17 protein-coding genes are annotated in these 17,323 nt (G+C 70.7%); 11 read left to right on the top strand and 6 right to left on the bottom strand.

Annotated elements, in window-relative coordinates; translation table 11 throughout:
* Positions 1 to 218: 218 nt before the first annotated feature.
* From ybaK to D3869_RS08890, 3 genes are all read left to right on the top strand, one after another.
* Positions 219 to 701 carry a Cys-tRNA(Pro) deacylase gene (ybaK, locus tag D3869_RS08900; RefSeq protein WP_137139744.1) on the top strand — a complete coding sequence of 161 codons (483 nt, stop codon included), beginning with the start codon at positions 219 to 221 and terminating at the stop codon, positions 699 to 701.
* 144 nt (positions 702 to 845) lie between these two features.
* Entirely contained in the window at positions 846 to 1,757 is a 912-nt protein-coding gene (locus D3869_RS08895; RefSeq protein ID WP_137139743.1) for a DMT family transporter, read from the top strand.
* Positions 1,758 to 1,880: 123 nt separating this feature from the next.
* Positions 1,881 to 2,393, top strand: coding sequence for a MarR family winged helix-turn-helix transcriptional regulator (locus D3869_RS08890; RefSeq protein WP_137139742.1), 513 nt, complete (start codon positions 1,881 to 1,883; stop codon positions 2,391 to 2,393).
* A 4-nt stretch (positions 2,394 to 2,397) separates the two neighbouring features.
* On the opposite strand, the gene D3869_RS33660 is transcribed toward D3869_RS08890, so the two are convergent.
* The 4 genes from D3869_RS33660 to D3869_RS08865 form a co-directional block, all read right to left on the bottom strand.
* Entirely contained in the window at positions 2,398 to 4,152 is a 1,755-nt protein-coding gene (locus D3869_RS33660) for a dipeptide ABC transporter ATP-binding protein (protein ID WP_247895600.1), read from the bottom strand.
* Positions 4,149 to 5,069, bottom strand: a complete 921-nt coding sequence (gene nikC, locus D3869_RS08875; RefSeq protein WP_137139741.1) for a nickel transporter permease — start codon at positions 5,067 to 5,069, stop codon at positions 4,149 to 4,151. Before nikC ends, D3869_RS33660 begins: the two co-directional genes overlap by 4 nt.
* Positions 5,070 to 5,079: 10 nt before the next feature.
* Positions 5,080 to 6,099, bottom strand: a complete 1,020-nt coding sequence (locus D3869_RS08870; protein WP_137139740.1) for an ABC transporter permease — start codon at positions 6,097 to 6,099, stop codon at positions 5,080 to 5,082.
* Between the two features lie 208 nt (positions 6,100 to 6,307).
* On the bottom strand, positions 6,308 to 7,915 hold the full coding sequence (locus D3869_RS08865; RefSeq protein ID WP_137139739.1) for an ABC transporter substrate-binding protein: 1,608 nt from the start codon (positions 7,913 to 7,915) through the stop codon (positions 6,308 to 6,310).
* A gap of 240 nt (positions 7,916 to 8,155) precedes the next feature.
* On the opposite strand from D3869_RS08865, the gene D3869_RS33030 reads away from it, so the two are divergent.
* Positions 8,156 to 8,314, top strand: a complete 159-nt coding sequence (locus D3869_RS33030) for a hypothetical protein (protein ID WP_175426428.1) — start codon at positions 8,156 to 8,158, stop codon at positions 8,312 to 8,314.
* Positions 8,315 to 8,386: 72 nt separating this feature from the next.
* Positions 8,387 to 8,608, top strand: coding sequence for a hypothetical protein (locus D3869_RS08860; RefSeq protein ID WP_014239111.1), 222 nt, complete (start codon positions 8,387 to 8,389; stop codon positions 8,606 to 8,608).
* A gap of 8 nt (positions 8,609 to 8,616) precedes the next feature.
* On the opposite strand, the gene D3869_RS08855 is transcribed toward D3869_RS08860, so the two are convergent.
* Positions 8,617 to 10,458, bottom strand: coding sequence for a tetratricopeptide repeat protein (locus D3869_RS08855; RefSeq protein ID WP_175426427.1), 1,842 nt, complete (start codon positions 10,456 to 10,458; stop codon positions 8,617 to 8,619).
* Between the two features lie 45 nt (positions 10,459 to 10,503).
* Between D3869_RS08855 and D3869_RS08850 the strand changes: the two genes are divergently transcribed.
* Positions 10,504 to 10,911: a hypothetical protein gene (locus D3869_RS08850; protein WP_137139738.1), complete on the top strand. Its 408-nt coding sequence runs from the start codon at positions 10,504 to 10,506 to the stop codon at positions 10,909 to 10,911.
* A gap of 7 nt (positions 10,912 to 10,918) precedes the next feature.
* Here D3869_RS08850 and D3869_RS08845 read toward each other — a convergent pair whose 3' ends face one another.
* Positions 10,919 to 12,481, bottom strand: coding sequence for an ATP-binding protein (locus D3869_RS08845; protein WP_137139737.1), 1,563 nt, complete (start codon positions 12,479 to 12,481; stop codon positions 10,919 to 10,921).
* A gap of 184 nt (positions 12,482 to 12,665) precedes the next feature.
* Here D3869_RS08845 and D3869_RS08840 point away from each other — a divergent pair, with 184 nt between their 5' ends.
* The 5 genes from D3869_RS08840 to ccmE all read left to right on the top strand — a co-directional run bounded on the left by D3869_RS08840 (position 12,666) and on the right by ccmE (position 17,282).
* The gene (locus D3869_RS08840) at positions 12,666 to 14,504 is read left to right on the top strand and encodes a bifunctional diguanylate cyclase/phosphodiesterase (RefSeq protein WP_247895599.1); all 1,839 of its coding nucleotides are present in this window, start codon (positions 12,666 to 12,668) and stop codon (positions 14,502 to 14,504) included.
* Between the two features lie 73 nt (positions 14,505 to 14,577).
* On the top strand, positions 14,578 to 15,624 hold the full coding sequence (locus D3869_RS08835; protein ID WP_137139736.1) for a DMT family transporter: 1,047 nt from the start codon (positions 14,578 to 14,580) through the stop codon (positions 15,622 to 15,624).
* Between the two features lie 236 nt (positions 15,625 to 15,860).
* Positions 15,861 to 16,580 (top strand): heme ABC transporter permease, encoded by a 720-nt coding sequence (locus tag D3869_RS08830; RefSeq protein WP_137139735.1) that lies wholly within the window; start codon positions 15,861 to 15,863, stop codon positions 16,578 to 16,580.
* A 31-nt stretch (positions 16,581 to 16,611) separates the two neighbouring features.
* Complete coding sequence (gene ccmD, locus D3869_RS08825; protein ID WP_035669739.1) at positions 16,612 to 16,830, top strand: heme exporter protein CcmD; 219 nt, start codon at positions 16,612 to 16,614, stop codon at positions 16,828 to 16,830.
* Complete coding sequence (ccmE, locus tag D3869_RS08820) at positions 16,827 to 17,282, top strand: cytochrome c maturation protein CcmE (protein ID WP_038525715.1); 456 nt, start codon at positions 16,827 to 16,829, stop codon at positions 17,280 to 17,282. Before ccmD ends, ccmE begins: the two co-directional genes overlap by 4 nt.
* Positions 17,283 to 17,323: the final 41 nt, after the last annotated feature.

The following is a 17,323-nucleotide window of genomic DNA, read 5'->3' as shown; positions in this document are numbered from 1 at the left end:
ACCGGGACGCGGGCCGGCGGTCAGAATCGCGGCAGGCGGCCCGTCTGTCCAAGGCGCGTTGGCATGAACACGGGCGCAATTTGGGCAAAATTGCGTCGTCGAAAGGGGTGCACCGCGGCAGCGTGCCCGTCCCTCCGCCCCCCCCTCCCCCTCGCTTGAACGGTCTGCTAAGCTCCCGGCGCGCAAGGGCGAATCCGCGCCCGGGGGAGCAAGGTCATATGGCGGCGAAGGTCACACCGGCGGTGAACGCGGCGAAGGCGGCGGGGATTGCCCACCGCCTGATGGAGTATGAGTACGACCCCTCGGCGGACGCCATCGGCCTGCACGCCGCGGCGGCCATGGGGCTGGACCCGGCGGTCGTCTACAAGACGCTGATCGTCCAGCTGGAGCCGAAGGCGCTGGCCTGCGTCGTCATCCCGGTCGCGGCGAAGCTGGACCTGAAGGCTCTGGCCGCCGCCGCGGGGGCCAAGAAGGCTGATCTCGCCGACCCCGCGCTGGCGGAGCGCACCACCGGCTACATGGTCGGCGGCATCAGCCCGCTGGGCCAGCGCAAGGCCCTGCCCACCTTCATCGATTCCAGCGCCGAGGGCCTGCCGGAGATGGTCGTCAACGGCGGGCGCCGCGGCCTGCAGATCGCCCTGGCTCCGGCGGATCTGGCCCGCGCCACCAAGGCCGTGGTGCGGCGGATCGTGGTGCAGTAGGCGCCCCCCGCCCACACCCCCGCCATACCACCGCCGCACTACTGCCGGACTACCGCCGCGGCCGGGTTCCGGATAGGGTGCCGGCACGATGCCCCACTCCGCGCCCCGCCCTGCGCCCCACCCCGCCCTTGCGAAGCTCCCGTCATGCTGACCGCCAACCTCGCCGCCCTGGGGGCCGCGCTCTGCTGGGCGGCCAGCGGGCTGATCGCCATCGGCCCGGTGCGGGCCATCGGCTCGGTCGCCTTCAACCGCCTGCGCATGAGCATCGTCTTTGTCGGCACGGCGCTGGCCACGACGCTGCTCGGCGGCTGGCAGACGCTCGACCTTCAGGGCGCGGCGATCCTGGCGCTGTCCGGCGCGGTCGGCATCGTGATGGGCGACACCGCGCTGTTCTGGGCGCTCGGGCGCATCGGGCCGCGCCGCAACTCGGTCATCTACGCCACCAACGCGCCGATCACCGCGCTGCTCGCCTGGGCGGTGTTGGGGGAGGCGCTGGGGCCGTGGACGGCGGTCGGCATCGCGCTCGTCACCGCCGGGGTGATGCTGGCGATCTTCTTCCGCGCCAGCCCGGTCCCGAACGGCACCGGCACCGCCCCCCATGACTGGGAGTCGGTGCGGGGGCGCCTGCTGATCGGCGTCGGCGCCTGCCTGATCGCCGCCGTCTGCCAGGCCGCCGGTTCGGTCATCGCCCGGCCGGTGATGGCGGCGGGCGCCGACCCCATCGCGGCGGCGGCGGTGCGCGTCGGCACGTCGGGGCTGCTGTTGTTCGCGGGCGGGCTGCTGCCCGGCCAGCGCCTCGGCTTCGGCCCCGGCCTGACGCCGCGCATCTTCGCCCAGGTGGTGGTGAACGGCTTCATCGGGCTGGGGCTGGGCATGACTCTGCTGCTGATCGGGCTGGCCCACGGCAACGCCGGGGTGGTCGCCACCCTGTCGGCCACCAGCCCGGTGCTGATCCTGCCGATGCTGTGGGTCTGGACCCGCCAGCGCCCGGGGGCCGGAGCCTGGGCGGGCGCCATCGTCGCGGTGCTGGGCGTGGCGCTGATCGTCAACCGCTGAGGCCTGTCCGGCGAATTCCCGGCGGCTGAAAAATTTTACCTGAAACGGTTGCGTCCGCCAATTTCCGGGGCAGGATGGGGAAGCCGGCACCGGTTCCCGCATTCCGATAAGGCGCGACACCCCATGGCCTCCCCTCGCCGCAAGCGCTCCGACGCCGATCCCGCCGCGCCGCTGCTGCATCTGACCCGCTTCCTGCCCTACCGCCTGTCGGTGCTGTCCAACACGGTCAGCCACACGGTGGCGAAGCTGTATGAGAAGCGATTCGGCATCACCATCCCGGAATGGCGGGTCATCGCCGTGTTGGGCGGCGGCGAGACGCTGAGCGCGGGCGAGATCGCCCAGCGCACCGCCATGGACAAGGTGCAGGTCAGCCGGGCGATCAGCCGGATGCTCGATTCGGCGCTGATCCTGCGCGAATCGGGCGCCACCGACCGCCGCAAGGCGCAGCTCACCCTGACGCCCAAGGCGCTGGCGATCTACACGGAGATCGTCCCCCTCGCGCTCGCCTACGAGCGGGAGCTGACCGGCGCGCTGACGGAGGAGGAGATGGGCCAGCTCGACGGCCTGCTCGCCAAGCTCCAGGCCCGGGCCGACGCGCTGTCCACCCGCCCCGCCGCGCCCCCCGAGGCTGACTGAGCGCCTACGCGAAGTCCTTGAAGCTGTCCGCCGCCGCGCGGTCGTAGCCCTGGCTGGCGCGCAGGAGCTGGCGCGTGTAGTCCTCCCGCGCCGCCCCCCGGCGCAGCGAGTCCACGTCCATCTCCTCGACGATGCGGCCGCGGTTCATCACGGCCAGCCGGTCGCACATGGTGGCGACCACCGCCAGATTGTGGCTGACCAGCACGTAGGTCAGCGCGTGCTCCGCCCGCAGCCGCTTCAGCAGGTTGAGGATTTCCGCCTGCACCGAGACGTCGAGCGCCGAGGTCGGTTCGTCCAGCAGCAGCACGCGCGGCTCCAGCACCAGGGCGCGGGCGATGGCGACGCGCTGGCGCTGCCCGCCGGAGAGCTGGTGCGGGTAGCGGAAACGGAACTGCGGCCCCAGCCCGACGTCGCGCAGCACCCGGTCGATCCGCGCGTCGGCGTCGCGCAAGCCATGGATGGCGATGGGCTCGGCCAGGATGCGGTCGATGGTGTGGCGCGGGTGCAGCGAGCCGTAGGGGTCCTGGAAGACCATCTGGCAGGACTTGAAGAAGCCCTTCTCCCGCCGGCGGCTTTGCGCGGCGCCGGCCACGGCGATGGAGCCGGTCCAGTCGTGGTTCAGCCCGACCACGGCGCGCAGCACGGTGGACTTGCCCGAGCCCGATTCGCCGACCAGCCCGAAGCTCTCGCCCTCCCGCACGGCGAAGGACACCCCCTGCACGGCGGCCACCGCGTCGGCGCCATGGCCGAAGGTGACGCGCAGATCCTTGACGTCGATCATCGCCCGCCCTCCACCGGACCATGTCCCCTCTCCCCCCGGGGAGAGGGTTAGGGTGAGGGGGGTGCGCTTTTCCCGAACCTTCCGGCGATGCCGGCGCCCCCTCACCCCGCCCCTCTCCCCGGGGGGAGAGGGAGAAACACCCTCCAGCCAGGACGGGTCGCGCGCCAGCACCGGCAGCTCCGCCCGCGTGTCGTCCAGGCGCGGCAGGCTGTCGAGCAGGCCGCGCGTGTAGGGATGCTTCGCCGCGTGCAGCTCCGACGCGCGGCAGGTCTCGACCACCCGGCCGGCGTACATGATCAGGATGCGGTCACAGAAGGACGCCACCAGGTTCAGGTCGTGGCTGACGAAGATCATCCCCATGCCGCGGCTGGAGCACAGCTCGTCCATGATCGCCAGCACCTGCATCTGCACCGTCACGTCGAGCGCCGAGGTCGGCTCGTCGGCGATCAGCAGGTCGGGGTTGGGGATCAGCATCATGGCGATCATGATGCGCTGGCCCATGCCGCCCGACACCTCGTGCGGGTAGAGGCCGTAGACCCGCTCCGGGTTGCGGATGCGCACGGCCTCCAGCATCTCCAGCGCGCGCCGCTTCGCCTCCGCCGTGCCGGCGCTGGAATGGACGCGGTAGGCCTCGGCGATCTGGGCGCCGATGGTCATCACCGGGTTCAGCGAGAATTTCGGGTCCTGCATGACCATGGAGATGCGGCGCCCGCGGATGCCGCGCAGCCGCTTCTCCGGCAGGGTCAGCAGGTCCTCGCCCTGGAAGCTCAGCCGGTCGGCGGTCACGATTCCGGGCGGCGGGACCAGCCGCAGGATGGCCCGCCCGGTCATCGATTTGCCGGAGCCGGACTCGCCGACGATGCCCAGCTTTTCCCGCCCGACGGTGAAGGAGACGCCGCGCACCGCCTGCGTCACGCCCGTCCGGGTGGGGAAGGAGATGCGGAGGTTCTCGACCTCCAGCAGAGGTGTCTCGCTCATTGGCCTTTCGGGTCCAGAACGTCGCGCAGGCCGTCGCCCAGCAGGTTGAAGCCCAGGCTGACCACGAAGATGGCGATGCCGGGCATGGTGGCGACCCACCACTGCTCCAGCACATACTGCCGCCCGGTGGCGATCATCGCGCCCCATTCCGGGGCGGGCGGCTGCGCGCCGAGGCCGAGGAAGCCCAGCCCCGCCGCCGTCAGGATGATCCCCGCCATGTCCAGCGTCACCCGCACGATCAGCGAGGAGGAGCAGAGCGGCACCACATGGCCGAGGATGATCCGCGGCGTCGAGGCGCCCTGGAGCCGCGCGGCGCTGATGAAGTCGCTCTTGCGGATGGTGATCGTCTCGGCCCGCGCGATGCGGGCGTAGGGCGGCCAGCTGGTGATCGCGATGGCGATGATGGCGTTCTCGATGCCCGGCCCCAGCGCCGAGACGAAGGCCAGCGCCAGGATCAGCTTGGGAAAGGCCAGGAAGATGTCGGTGACGCGCATCAGGACCGCGTCCACCCAGCCGCCGAGATAGCCCGCCACCGTCCCGATCAGCAGCCCGGCCACCGGCGCCGTCACCGCGACCAGCGCCACGATCATCAGCGTCAGGCGGGAGCCGTAGAGGATGCGCGACAGGATGTCCCGCCCGAAGGCGTCGGTGCCCAGCCAGTGCGCCGCGCTGGGCGGCAGCAGCCGCTGCGACAGGTCCTGCGCGTAGGGATCGTAGGGGGCGAGCAGCGGGGCCAGCGCCGCCATCAGCACCAGCAGCAGCACGATGCCCAGCCCGATCATGGCCAGCCGGTTTCGCGCGAAGGCCAACCAGCCCAGATAGACCCGGCCCAGCCGGGCCTGCCCGCGGGACTGCGGCGTCTCCGCGGTCAGCCATGCCCGCAGCCCGCTTTCGGTCGCATGCGTCTGTGCGGTCATCGCGCCACCCTCATCTCGCACGGGGATCCAGCAGACGATAGAGCAGGTCGGACAGCAGGTTCAGGCCGATGAAGACCGCCCCCACCACCAGCGTGCCGCCCAGCACCGCGTTCATGTCGGCCGACAGCAGCGAGTTGGTGATGTAGAGCCCCAGCCCCGGCCAGGCGAACACCGTCTCCGTCAGCACCGACCCTTCCAGCAGCGAGGCGTAGGACAGCGCCACCACGGTCGTCAGCGGCACCGCGATGTTGCCCAGCGCGTGGCGCCAGATCACCCGCGCCTCCGACATGCCCTTGACGCGGGCCGTCGTGATGTATTCCTGGCGGAGCTGGTCCAGCATGAAGCTGCGCGTCATGCGCGCGATGTAGGCCACGCTGTAGAGGCCGAGGATGCCCGCCGGCAGCACCAGATGGTGCAGCGCGTTCCAGAACACGTCGGTCTCGCCGGCCAGCAGGGCGTCCGCCGTGATGACCCCGGTCACCGGATCGACCAGCCCCTCGTAGAAGACGTCCACCCGCCCCGGCCCCGGCGCCCAGTCGAGCCGCGCGTAGAAGACCAGCAGCGCCATCAGCCCCAGCCAGAAGATCGGGATGGAATGGCCGATCAGCCCGATCACCCGGATCAGATGGTCCGGCCAGCGCCCGCGATGGACGGCGGCCATCACCCCCGCCGGGATGCCCAGCAGCACGCCGACGATCAGCGCGGCGGTAGCCAGCTCCAGCGTCGCCGGGAAAACGCGCAGGATGTCCTCCAGCACCGGGCGGGAGGTGAGCACGGACGTGCCGAAATCGCCCTGGATCACGTCGCCGACGTAGCGCAGGAACTGCTGCCACAGCGGCAGGTCCAGCCCCAGCTCCTGCCGGACGCGGGCGTAGGTGTCGGCGGACACGCGGTCGCCGACCACGGAGATCACCGGGTCGATCGGCACCACGCGCCCGATCAGGAAGGTGACGAGCAGGAGGCCGAGGACGGTCAGCGCCACCGAGACGAGCAAGCCCGCTCCGCGAATCGCATGACGCCGCCCCGGCATCCCCGGTCGTTTCAAGATAGCGGCCAAGTTTCACCCGACTTGAGTTCGAAGTCCCTCTCCCGCCCCGGGAGAGGGAAGGGACCCGTGCAAAGCACGGGAAGGGTGAGGGTACCGCCGAGGATCAGCGCCTCGCTCCTTGCACGACCCTCACCCGGCGCCTCCGGCGCCTCCCTCTCCCGGGACGGGAGAGGGAATCAAACAGCGTCCCTTACTTCTTGCTGACCTTCCAGTAGTAGTTGCTGTCGAAGCTCGGCCCCCAGACCAGCCCCTCGACGTTGCTGCGCTCCGCGATCACCTCGGTCTGCTGGAACATGATGACGAAGGGCGAAGTCTCCAGCACCTCGCGCTGAAGCTCCTGGTACATCGCGGCGCGCTTGGCGGTGTCGCGCTCCTCGACCGCGGCGGCGGTCTTCTTGGTCAGCTCGGGGATGTCCCAGGCGTTGCGCCAGGACAGCGGCTTGGCCTTGGCGTCGTCGGCGTTGTCCGGGTTGGCGGCGAAGGTGTCGGCGTTGGTGTTCGGGTCCTGGTAGTCGGCACCCCACTGGTAGAGCAGCGCCTCGTGGTTGCGGGCGCGGTACTTGGTGACCACCTGCTTGCCGTCCGCCGGCAGCAGGTTGATCTTGATGCCCGCCGCCGCCGCGCTGCCCTGGATGGCCTGGGCCATGTCCATGCTGGGCGAGGTGTTGCGGACGTCCATGGTCACCGTGATGCCGTCCGGATAGCCGGCTTGGCGAAGCAGCTCCTTCGCCTTGGCCGGGTCGTACGTGTACGGGTTCTCCTCCAGCGCGCCGAGGAAGCCCTTGGGCAGGAAGGCCTGATGGACGGTGCCGAGACCGTTCATGATGGTCTTCGCCATGCCGTCGTAGTCCACGGCGTATTTGAAGGCCTTGCGCACGTCGGGCTTGGCCAGCACCTCGTTCTTCTGGTTCAGGCCGAAATAGTAGAGCGTGCCCTTGGGCGCCTGGACGATGCGGATCTTGTCGTTGCCGCGCAGCGGCTCGAACTGCTCCGGCTTCAGGTTGCGGGCCACGTCGACGTCGCCCTTCTCCAGCAGCAGGCGCTGGGTCGCCGGCTCGGCGATGTGGCGGATCAGCACGCGCTTCACCGCCGGCGCACCGCCCCAGTAATTGGCGTTGGCCTCCAGCGACAGAAGCTCGCTGGCCTTCCACTGGCGCAGCACGAAGGGACCGGACCCCGCGGAGTTGGCCTTCAGGAAGACAGCGCCGAAGTCGCCGTTGACCTCCTTGCTCTTGACCAGCTTGGAATCGACCACGCCGGAGACGTCGGCGGTCAGGCAATAGAGCACGAAGGTCGGGGCGTAGGTCTTGTCCGTCTCGAAGACCAGGGTGCGCGGGTTGGTCGCGCGGACCTTCTGGTCGACGTTCTCCGGCGTCAGGCCGAACTGGGTCAGGATGAAGGCCGGCCCCTTGTTCATCTTCACGGCGCGCTGGAGCGAGTAGGCCACGTCCTCCGCCGTCAGCGGGTTGCCGGAGTGGAACTTGATCCCGTCGCGGATGGTGAAGGTGAAGGTCTTGCCGTCGTCGGAGACGGTCCAGCTTTCCGCCACCTGCCCGTAAATCTTGCTGACGTCGTTGACGTCGAAGCGGATCAGCCGGTCATAGACCTGGGCGCCGTATTCGGCCCCCGACAGCTCGAAGATCTCGCCGGGATCGAGCGTCACGATGTCGTCGAACTGCCAGGCCATGACCAGCGTGTCCTTCGGCGTGTCGGCCAGGACCGGCGTGGCCGCGAGACCGAAGGAAAGACCGGCGGACAGAAGGGCGGCGCCGGCCAGACGGCGCGCAAGCGTGTTCATGGTTCCCATACTCCCTGCGTGATCCCGGAACGACCCCGGACGGGGCGAATTCTCTTTGGAATTCTTAGCGGTTAACGGCCGGATGATCCGGCGGCGCGGGTTCGCCTGTCAAGCGGGCGGCGGTCATAGCGGCCCCCGCGATCGAACGCGAACGCCTTAACCCGGTCCGCGCCCCTGTCCGGGATGGGCTTGCCGATCCCACCCTTCCGTCCACATCACTGGCAAAGCGATGGAGGACCCATGGACCAGGACCGCGAGAACGGCCAGTCGCGCGTGCCCAAGCCGCCGAGCCGCGACGAGGTGGAAAAGATCAGCGACGCGCAGCGCTACATCACCGACGACTGGACCGGCGACGGGGGAAAACCGGGGGGCAAGCCCGCGGACGACAGCGGTCGTTGAGTCCGGGGCGTTGAGTTCGGCACCGTCCCCGCGTAGCCTCGGCCACCGACGACCACACGCGCGGGGACGACCATGATCGGGAACGACGGGAAGCCGGTATCGAAGGAAGGGCTGCGCCAGCATCTCGCCGCCTACAACACGCAGTCGCGCGGCTCGAAGGAATTCGCGGCCATCCCGCGCGCGCTGGTCACCGTCTGCGACAATCTGAAGGCCGGCAAGACCACCTACGTGAAGTGCCTGGACGGTCAGTTGCAGCTGTCCCGGCGCAAGGACAACAGCGTCCAGGCGGCGTAGCAGGCCCCTCACCCCTCCCCCTTCACCGGAAAATCGAACCAGGGCAGCCGCAGGAACTCGTGTTCCCGCAGCCGCAGCGTCCGCCCACGCCGCATCCAGTCGTGAAGGACGGCGTAAGGCGCCGCCTGATCGAGCGTCCAGGCCGCCTCGCCCCGGTCGAAGAACCAGCCGATGTAGGCGCGGACGAGGCCGAGGAACTCCCGCCCCGCTGCGGTCGGCGCCATCCCCAGGAAGCCGCCGAGGATCTCGTCGAACGGCCCGCGGGCGCGGCGGTCGCGCATGATGGTCAGGTCCCACCCGGCCCCGTCCCGCAAGTCCGGTGGAAGCGGCGCCGTGCCGCGGGCGTCGATGTCGGTGATGAAGACCGGTGCCCCCGTCCGCTCCAGCAGGTCCAGAGCCATGAAGAAGCGCGCGGAGGCGTAATAGGTGGTCTCCGCCCCCGGCGCGTGCAGGGACAGGTCGATGCGCTCCAGCGACCAGGACAGGCGCCCCGGCTGGGTGGTGCAGCGACGATCCAGTTCGGCGTGGTCCTCCGCGCCGGGATTGACGATGTGGACATGCACCCGGTCGCCCGGCGCATCCTTGAGGACGTGGGACAGGAAGCGGTCGCCGAAACGCCGCCAATAGCCGGAATCGACGCTGACCAGCAGGATCGCGCCACCACCCGCCGCGGGAGGAACCGGCATCGACCGCTCCCCCGCCTCGGCGATGCGCGGCCGATACGCGGCGAGCGCGTCGAGGAAGACCGGGCGCGCATCGACCTGCCGCCATTTCGCCGCCTGCGGGTCGGCGCGGATCGCCTCCTCCGACCAGCCGCGCAGACAGCGCCGGGCAAGCCGCGAGGCAGCCACCAGCCGCCCCCGGCGGTAAAGGCCGTGGGCGATGCAGGCCGCCGCCGCGCCATCGTCCGGAGTGCGCCGCAGCCGGTCCCGCGCCCGCCGGGCGATCCGTTCCAGCCGCGCGTCGTCCAGCATGCCGCGGTGGATGGCCAGCACGGCGGTGCGGAACAGCGCGGCCTCCGTCACCTCGCCCGCCCCGCGCTCCAGCGCCGCCAGGAACAGGTCGAGCGCGCGGGCGAGCGGTTCGCCCCATGTCGCCTCCGGGCGGTCGGCGCGAGGGAACTCCGGCAGGGCGCCGCTGGCCTGCAAGGTCGCCATGGCAAGGTTGCTCAGCGCCGCCCCGTCACTTGGACGCAGCCTTGCGGCCCGGTCGTAGCCCGTCACCGCCCCGTCGTCCGCCCCCGCCGCCAGCCTTGCCCGCCCCACGGCGGCCCACGCATCGGCGCTGTCCGGCGCCAGGGACAGGGCGTGGGCCAGCCAGCGCTCCGCCGCCCCACGGATTATCCCTGGCTCCGGCCCGCCGGCCAGCAGCCGGCCCGCCGCCAGGGCCGCCGCCCCATAGCCCGGATCGATCCGCAAGGCGACACGGAAGCATCCGAGTGCCTCTCCGACCCGGCCCAGATCGCCGAGCGCCAGCCCCCGGTTGAAGGCCGCCTTGGCCCGCGCCGGCTCCAGCGTCAGGGCGCGCGCGTGCTGCCCGGCCGCCCGCGCCGCGTCCCCGGCGGTGCGGCGCAGGCTGCCCAGATTGTCGTGATAGTCCGCCGCCTCCGGGTCCAGCGCGATGGCCTGGGCGATCAGCGACAGCGCCTCCTCCCTCCGCCCGGTCTGGCCGGACAGCACGCCCAGCAGGTGCAGCGCGTCGGCCTGCCGCGGGTCGGCGTCGAGGATCGCCCGGTAGACCCCGGCGGCCTCGCCCATCCGTCCGGCCCGATGGTGGCCGATGGCGATGGCGTAGGCTTCGGACAGGCTGACCATGACGACTCCGGGAACATTCAGGGGGGCTTGCGACATCGCGCCCGCTTGCGGAGGCGCGCCGTCCCTCTACCATCGCGGGTCATGAGAACCGATCCCGACGGCCTTCCCCATCATGACGACCGCCGCGCCCTGGCGGAAGCCCTGCGCGCCGCTCTGACGCAGCGCTGTCCGGACGCCGACGGCGATCTGGTCGCGGCCATCGGGGCCATGGCGGCCAGCCGCTTCTTCGGGGTGCGCTTCCACGCCGAGGGCAACACCGCCCGCGCATGGGTCGCCCGCCGCCCCAACCCCGACGTGTTCGAGGTCTGGGACCCCGCCACCGGCGCCTGGGACTTCGCCGAACGCCTGCCCGACCCGTCGCTCCACCAGCCGACGCCGGAGGGCACCGCGCGCATCGCCGCCAAGGCGCAGGAGGCCATGGCCACGGTCGCCGCCACCGGGCGTCTGGCCCACGCCTTGGCCGCCGGGATCGAGCCGGACGACGAATAAAGAAAAATCAGGCGGTGGCGAACAGCCCGCCGTCCTCCGGCCCGTCGGAACCGTCCTCGGCGTTCGGATCGCCCAGCGCCGTCTCCCAGCCCAGCGCCGGCAGGGCGATGCTGCGCGTGTTGCCCAGCCCGCTGCGCGTGGCGATGAAGCCGCGCTGCTCCATGTAGGTCAGCAGCCGCCGCGCCCGCCCTCGCGACCGGCTGCCGCAGGCGCGGGCCACCTCGGCGTCGGACGGGCAGGGCAGATGGTCCAGCGCCGCGCGGGCCAGCAGCAGGAAAACGACCTGGATGTCCTCCGGCAGGGTCGCCGCGACCTGGGTCGCCTTTTCCCAGGCGGGATTCTCCGTGGTGCCGTCGCCCGCCCCGGCGCGGGCCGCCGCCAGCTTGCGCCGGAAGGCCGGCAGTTCCAGCAGCTCGCCCCGTACCCCCTGGGTCCGGCAGCGCACCAGGAAGTCCTGGTACAGCACGGCGATGGAACGGTAGGGCGCCTCCGGATCGGCCAGAACCTCGCGCAGGATCGTCTCGTAGGCGGCTTTGCGCTCCGCCGCCTGCTCCGGCGTTTCCGGCTCCTCCAGAGGCGGCGCGGGGGCGGCGTCCTCGCTTTCCGGCTCCACCGGCAGGGGGCGCGGGCGGGCGAGCTGGGCCAGCAGGTCGGCGCTGGCGCTGGTCGAGGGGCGGCGCACCGGCAGGCGCGGTGGTTCCGGCTCGCCCGGCTTGAAGATCAGCTCCCGCGCGTCCTCCAGCGGGGTGTCGGGCAGCGGCATCAGCTTCGGGCTGCCGGCCCTCCCCTGCGTCTCGACGGCACCGATGCGCAGCGGCAGCGGACGGCGCGAGATGGCCGGGCCGAGCGCGATGAAATGGCCGCGCTCCAGGTCGCGGAACATCTCCGCGGTGCGGCGCTCCATGCCCAGCAGGTCGGCGGCGCGGGCCATGTCGATGTCGAGGAAGGTGCGGCCCATCAGGAAGTTGGAGGCCTCCGCCGCCACGTTCTTGGCGAGCTTGGCGAGGCGCTGCGTCGCGATCACCCCGGCCAGCCCGCGCTTGCGGCCGCGGCACATCAGGTTGGTCATGGCGCCCAGCGAGACCTTGCGCGCCTCGTCCGACACCTCGCCGGCGGCGGAGGGGGCGAAGAGCTGCGCCTCGTCCACCACCACCAGCATGGGGTACCAGTGGTCGCGGTCGGCGTCGAACAGCCCGCCCAGGAAGGCCGCGGCGTGGCGCATCTGCATGTCCGCGTCCAGACCCTCCAGGTTCAGGACGACGGAGACGCGGTGCTGGCGCACGCGGGCGGCGACGCTCTGCAGGGCGGCCTCGCTGTGCTCGTCGGCGTTCACCACGATGTGGCCGAAACGCTCGGCCAGAGTCACGAAGTCGCCCTCGGGGTCGATCACCGCCTGCTGCACCCAGCGCGCGCTCTGCTCGATCAGGCGGCGCAGCAGATGCGACTTGCCGGAGCCGGAGTTGCCCTGCACCAGCAGGCGGGTCGCCAGCAGCTCCTCGAGATCCAGCATCGCCGACGCCCCCGTCGCGCCAGCCGTCATGGCCGCCCCCATGTCGATGCCGACCTTCATGCCCCGCCGCCCCCCAGATCCATCATCGTCTGCGTTGAAGCGCACCCCTATAGCGCAAAGCGGGGCCGCGGTGCGAAGGGCATTTTGGAACGCCCGCCGCCGGCATAGCGCGCCTTTGTCACGAAATCGAAAAGATGATCCGCTACAAGAAGGGCCAGCCCGTGACGAACATGGACAGCCGGCGGTGGACGAAGCCATGGCCTCGGTGCCAGCAGAAGAATGGGATGGTCGCCCCGGCGTCCCGGCGGGGAGCGCCCGCAAGGCCGCGCTGCCGGCGGAATGGACCCGACTTCTGGCCGGTCTGTCGGTCGCCTTCCAGCCCATCGTGCAGATGCGCACCGGCCGCTGCCATGGCATGGAGGCTCTGCTGCGCGGGTTGGAGCGCAGCCCCTTCGCCAGCCCCAACGACCTGCTGGACGCCGCCTGCATGCAGGGTCTGCTGGCCGAGGTCGAATGCGCCCTGCACGCCAAGGCGGCGGCCGCCTTCCGGGCGCTGGACAACTGGCCGAACGCCAAGCTGTTCCTGAACATCGACGCGCGGGTGGTCGGGGTGGCCGGCTCGCCCTGGCTGGCCCCCTTCGCGCTGGACGGCGGCACAGCCGACCCGCGCCTGGCCATCAGCCTGGAGATTTCCGAGCGGCGGGAGCTGCGCCCCGACCACAGCATCGAGCAGGCCATCGACCGCTACCGGCAGGCCGGCATCGGGGTGGCGCTGGACGACTTCGGCGTCGGCTTCGCCGGGCTGCGGCTGCTCTACGAATCCAAGCCCGACTATCTCAAGATCGACCGCTATTTCATCGACGGCATCGACCAGGACACGCGCAAGCGGGCCATCGCCCACGCGCTGGTCGGCTACGCCCATGCGCTCGGCATCCTCATCATCGCCGAGGGGGTGGAGACGGAGAAGGAATTCCACACCTGCCGCGATCTCGGTTGCGACTTCGCCCAGGGCTACCTGATCGCCCGGCCGAGCCTGGAACTGCGCGCGGTGCCCGAGCGCTACGGCATCGTCGAGGAGCTGAACCGCCGCGACCGCCGCAAGCCGAACGAGGCCCGCCTGCGCCTGTCCGAGGTGATCGAGCGCCAGCCGCCGCTGGCCGTCACCTCCCCGAAGACCGAGCTTCTGGAATATTTCCGCGGCGACCACAGCCCGTCCATCGCCCCCATCGTCGACCGCCAGCAGCGCCCGCTGGGGCTGATCCGCGAACGCGACCTGAAGCGCTTCGTCTATTCCCGCTTCGGCAGCGAGCTTCTGCGCAACAGGGGTCTGGGCGACACGCTTCTGGATCTGGTGGTGAAGAGCCCGGTCTGCGACATCTCCACCCCACTCGACCAGGTGATCGAAGCCTTCTCGGCGGAGGAGGCCAGCGACGGCATCATCATCATCGAAGGCGGCGAATACGCCGGCTTCCTGTCCAGCGGCGCGCTGATCCGGCTGGTGCACGAGCGCAACCTCGCCGTGGCCGCCGACCAGAACCCGCTGACCCGCCTGCCCGGCAACGCCGCCATCGTGCGCCACATCGAGCGCGCCCTTCAGGAGCAGGACCGCGGGCATGTCCTGGCCTATCTGGACTTCGACAACTTCAAGCCCTTCAACGACCGTTTCGGCTTCCGCCAGGGCGACCGCGCCATTCTGATGTTCAGCGAGCGGCTGAAGGCCTGGGCGTCGGGCAACGGCGGCTTCGCCGGCCACATCGGCGGCGACGACTTCTTCGTCGCCCTCAGCGGCGCCGCGGACGAGGACGCGCTCGCCCGCGTCGCCGACCTCGTCGCGCAATTCCGCTCCGACGCGGAGAGCCTCTACGACGCGGAGGCGCGGGAGGCCGGCTGCTTCGAGGGCAAGGACCGCTACGGCGCGGTGCGGCGTTTCCCGCTGCTGTCGGCCAGCGGCGTCGCCGTGGTGCTGGCGCCCGGGCGGCATCGGCTGACCCCCGACGCGATCAACACCGCCATCGCCGGCCACAAGGCCATCGCCAAGGAAAGCCCCGACAAGCTCTGCACCGTCCGCCTCCCAGCCCTTTGACCCCCTCCCCTCCGCAGCGGGGGTGGGTTAGCGTGGGGGCGGTTCCCTCACTCAACTGGCGTGCGAGGCGCTCATGCCCCGAACCGGCGCGACGACCGCCATCCTGGCCGCAGTCCTTTTCGGCGTCAGCACGCCGCTGGCGAAGCTGCTCGTCCATGACCTGTCGCCCTGGATGCTGGCGGGCCTGCTGTATCTCGGCTCGGGGATCGGGCTGGGGCTGGTCCGGCTGGTCCGTGGGCTGACGGGAGAGCGCAAGCGCAGCGAACGCGGCCTCCGCGGTGCCGAATGGCTCTGGCTGCTGGCCGCCGTCGTTGCCGGGGGAGTCGCCGGGCCGGTGCTGCTGATGGCCGGCCTGACCGCGACGCCGGCATCCACCGCCTCGCTGCTGCTCAATCTGGAGGGGGTGTTCACCGCCCTGCTGGCCTGGTTCGTCTTCCGCGAGGGCGTCGACCGGCGCCTCGTCGCCGGCATGGCCGCCATCGTGGCGGGAGCGGTCGTGCTGTCCTGGAGCGGACCGGTGGCCCTCGCCGCCGGATGGGGACCGGCCGCGGTCGCCGCCGCCTGCCTGATGTGGGCGGTGGACAACAACCTGACCCGCAAGGTGTCGCTGGCCGACCCGGCGGACATCGCCACGATCAAGGGGCTGGTGGCCGGCAGCGTCACTGTCGGGATCGCCCTGGCGCTCCGCGACGCCCCGCCCGCCGCGCCGACCGCGGCGGCGGCGATGCTGGTCGGGCTGCTCGGCTACGGCGTCAGCCTCGTGCTGTTCGTGGTCTCCCTGCGCCACATCGGCGCCGCCCGCACCGGGGCCTATTTCTCGACGGCCCCCTTCGTCGGCGGCATCGCCTCCCTGGCGATCTTCGGCGAGCCGGTGACACTCGGGCTGGCGGCGGCGGCGGTCCTGATGGGTGTCGGCGTCTGGCTGCACCTGACCGAGGATCACGACCACGAGCACGATCATGAGGAGATCGAGCACGACCACCCGCACACCCATGACGAGCACCACCGCCACCATCACGACGGCCCGGTGACCGAACCGCACAGCCACCGGCATCGCCACGGCCGCCTGCGGCACCGGCACGCCCACTTTCCGGACGCCCACCACGCGCACCGGCACTGAGCGCGGCGTCGCCCCGTCATCCGGTCCGGGCGGACTTTTCCACCCGCCCTGCACCAACGTAGCATGGAAAGGCCGCGTCAACCCGTCGTACCGTCAGTGCGACAGGCCGCCGCACCGTCCTGAAAACACCACGGTGTGCGGCCATGTTTCCTGACCAAGATCAAGGCGAAACCCCTCGCGCTGGGGCATCACTGAGCTTATATCGTCCGCAGCACGACCAGAGGCCCATAGGTCCTATGCATCGATTTGCAAATCCTGCCCGCTTCCAGCGCCTGTCGGCGGCGATCCTGCCCTGGACGGCGGGGGCGACCGTGATCCTGCTGATCGTCGGGCTCTACATCGCGCTGATCGGCTCGCCCCGCGACTATCAGCAGGGCGACACCGTGCGGATCATGTACATCCATGTGCCCGCCGCCTGGATGAGCCTGTTCGTCTACGTCAACATGGCCATCGCCGCCGCCTGCGGACTCGTGTGGAAGCACCCGCTGGCCGACCTGTTCGCCAAGGCCGCCGCCCCGGTCGGCGCCGGCTTCACCCTCATCTGCCTCGTCACCGGCTCGCTGTGGGGCGCGCCGATGTGGGGGACGTGGTGGGTGTGGGACGCGCGGCTGACCAGCGTGCTGATCCTGTTCTTCCTCTATCTCGGCTACATGGCGCTGGTGAACGCCTTCGACGACCCGCAGCGCGGGACGCGGGCGGGCAACGTGCTGCTTCTCGTCGGCATCGTGAACGTGCCGATCATCAAATTCTCGGTGGACTGGTGGAACACCCTGCACCAGCCGGCCAGCGTCATCCGCATGGGCGGACCGACCATCGACGGGTCCATGCTGGTCCCGCTGCTGGTCATGGCGCTGGGCTTCACCGCCTACTTCATCACGGTGGTCCTGCTGCGCCTGCGGGCGGAGATCGTGCAGCGCAAGATCCAGACGATGCGCCTGACCGAGGCGCAGGGCTGAGGCACGGGAACAGGCTGGGCCGGAGGCAAGGATGGCAGAGTTTTTCGCGATGGGCGGCTACGCCGCGTATGTCTGGTCGTCCTACGCGCTGGCGGCGCTGGTGATGGTCGGCCTGCTGGTCGCCACGCTGAAGGCGCTGCGCGGCGCCGAGACGACCCTGAAGGCGCTGGAAGGCAGCCGCCCGCCGCGGCGGCGCCGGGCGCGCAACGGAGCCGCGGCGTCGCCCGCGGCGGAGGTTGGTGAAGGATGACCCGCAAGAAACGGCGCCTCTACATGCTGGGCCTCGCCCTGCTGGGCCTTGGCGCGGCCACCGCCCTGACGCTGACGGCGTTCGAGGACAACATCGTCTTCTTCTTCAGCCCCACGCAGTTGCAGACCCAGGACATCGGCGACCGCAACTTCCGCCTGGGCGGCCTCGTCGAGGAAGGCAGCGTGAGCAAGATGCCCGACGGGGTGACGACGCAGTTCCGCGTCACCGACACGGTGCACACGGTGGCCGTCAGCTACCGCGGCCAGCTTCCCGACCTGTTCCGCGAGGGCCAGGGCGTCATCACGGAAGGCCGCATGATCAACGGCGTCTTCCAGGCGCGCGAGGTGCTGGCCAAGCACGACGAGAACTACATGCCGCCGGAGGTCGCCGCCGCCCTGAAGGAGGCGGAGCACTTCAAGGCGAACTCGAAGGAGCAGAAGCCCAGCTCGTGACGCTGGCGGCTTCCCCACTCCTCCACATTCCGTTCTTTAAG

The sequence above is a fragment of the Azospirillum brasilense genome (assembly GCF_005222205.1).
GTDB lineage: Bacteria > Pseudomonadota > Alphaproteobacteria > Azospirillales > Azospirillaceae > Azospirillum > Azospirillum brasilense_G.
This window is presented reverse-complemented; position numbering and strand designations above follow the sequence as displayed.

What these genes read in the sequence shown, in the direction of transcription:
- D3869_RS08835 (WP_137139736.1), top strand. Translation starts at nt 14,578, where the DNA reads ATGCCCCGAACCGGCGCGACGACCGCCATCCTGGCCGCAGTCCTTTTC.
- ccmD (WP_035669739.1), top strand. Translation starts at nt 16,612, where the DNA reads ATGGCAGAGTTTTTCGCGATGGGCGGCTACGCCGCGTATGTCTGGTCG.
- D3869_RS08845 (WP_137139737.1), bottom strand. Translation starts at nt 12,481, where the DNA reads ATGAAGGTCGGCATCGACATGGGGGCGGCCATGACGGCTGGCGCGACG.
- D3869_RS08855 (WP_175426427.1), bottom strand. Translation starts at nt 10,458, where the DNA reads ATGTCGCAAGCCCCCCTGAATGTTCCCGGAGTCGTCATGGTCAGCCTG.
- D3869_RS33660 (WP_247895600.1), bottom strand. Translation starts at nt 4,152, where the DNA reads ATGAGCGAGACACCTCTGCTGGAGGTCGAGAACCTCCGCATCTCCTTC.
- D3869_RS08865 (WP_137139739.1), bottom strand. Translation starts at nt 7,915, where the DNA reads ATGAACACGCTTGCGCGCCGTCTGGCCGGCGCCGCCCTTCTGTCCGCC.
- D3869_RS08890 (WP_137139742.1), top strand. Translation starts at nt 1,881, where the DNA reads ATGGCCTCCCCTCGCCGCAAGCGCTCCGACGCCGATCCCGCCGCGCCG.
- D3869_RS08830 (WP_137139735.1), top strand. Translation starts at nt 15,861, where the DNA reads ATGCATCGATTTGCAAATCCTGCCCGCTTCCAGCGCCTGTCGGCGGCG.
- D3869_RS08870 (WP_137139740.1), bottom strand. Translation starts at nt 6,099, where the DNA reads ATGCCGGGGCGGCGTCATGCGATTCGCGGAGCGGGCTTGCTCGTCTCG.
- D3869_RS08895 (WP_137139743.1), top strand. Translation starts at nt 846, where the DNA reads ATGCTGACCGCCAACCTCGCCGCCCTGGGGGCCGCGCTCTGCTGGGCG.
- D3869_RS33030 (WP_175426428.1), top strand. Translation starts at nt 8,156, where the DNA reads ATGGACCAGGACCGCGAGAACGGCCAGTCGCGCGTGCCCAAGCCGCCG.
- nikC (WP_137139741.1), bottom strand. Translation starts at nt 5,069, where the DNA reads ATGACCGCACAGACGCATGCGACCGAAAGCGGGCTGCGGGCATGGCTG.
- ccmE (WP_038525715.1), top strand. Translation starts at nt 16,827, where the DNA reads ATGACCCGCAAGAAACGGCGCCTCTACATGCTGGGCCTCGCCCTGCTG.
- D3869_RS08860 (WP_014239111.1), top strand. Translation starts at nt 8,387, where the DNA reads ATGATCGGGAACGACGGGAAGCCGGTATCGAAGGAAGGGCTGCGCCAG.
- ybaK (WP_137139744.1), top strand. Translation starts at nt 219, where the DNA reads ATGGCGGCGAAGGTCACACCGGCGGTGAACGCGGCGAAGGCGGCGGGG.
- D3869_RS08850 (WP_137139738.1), top strand. Translation starts at nt 10,504, where the DNA reads ATGAGAACCGATCCCGACGGCCTTCCCCATCATGACGACCGCCGCGCC.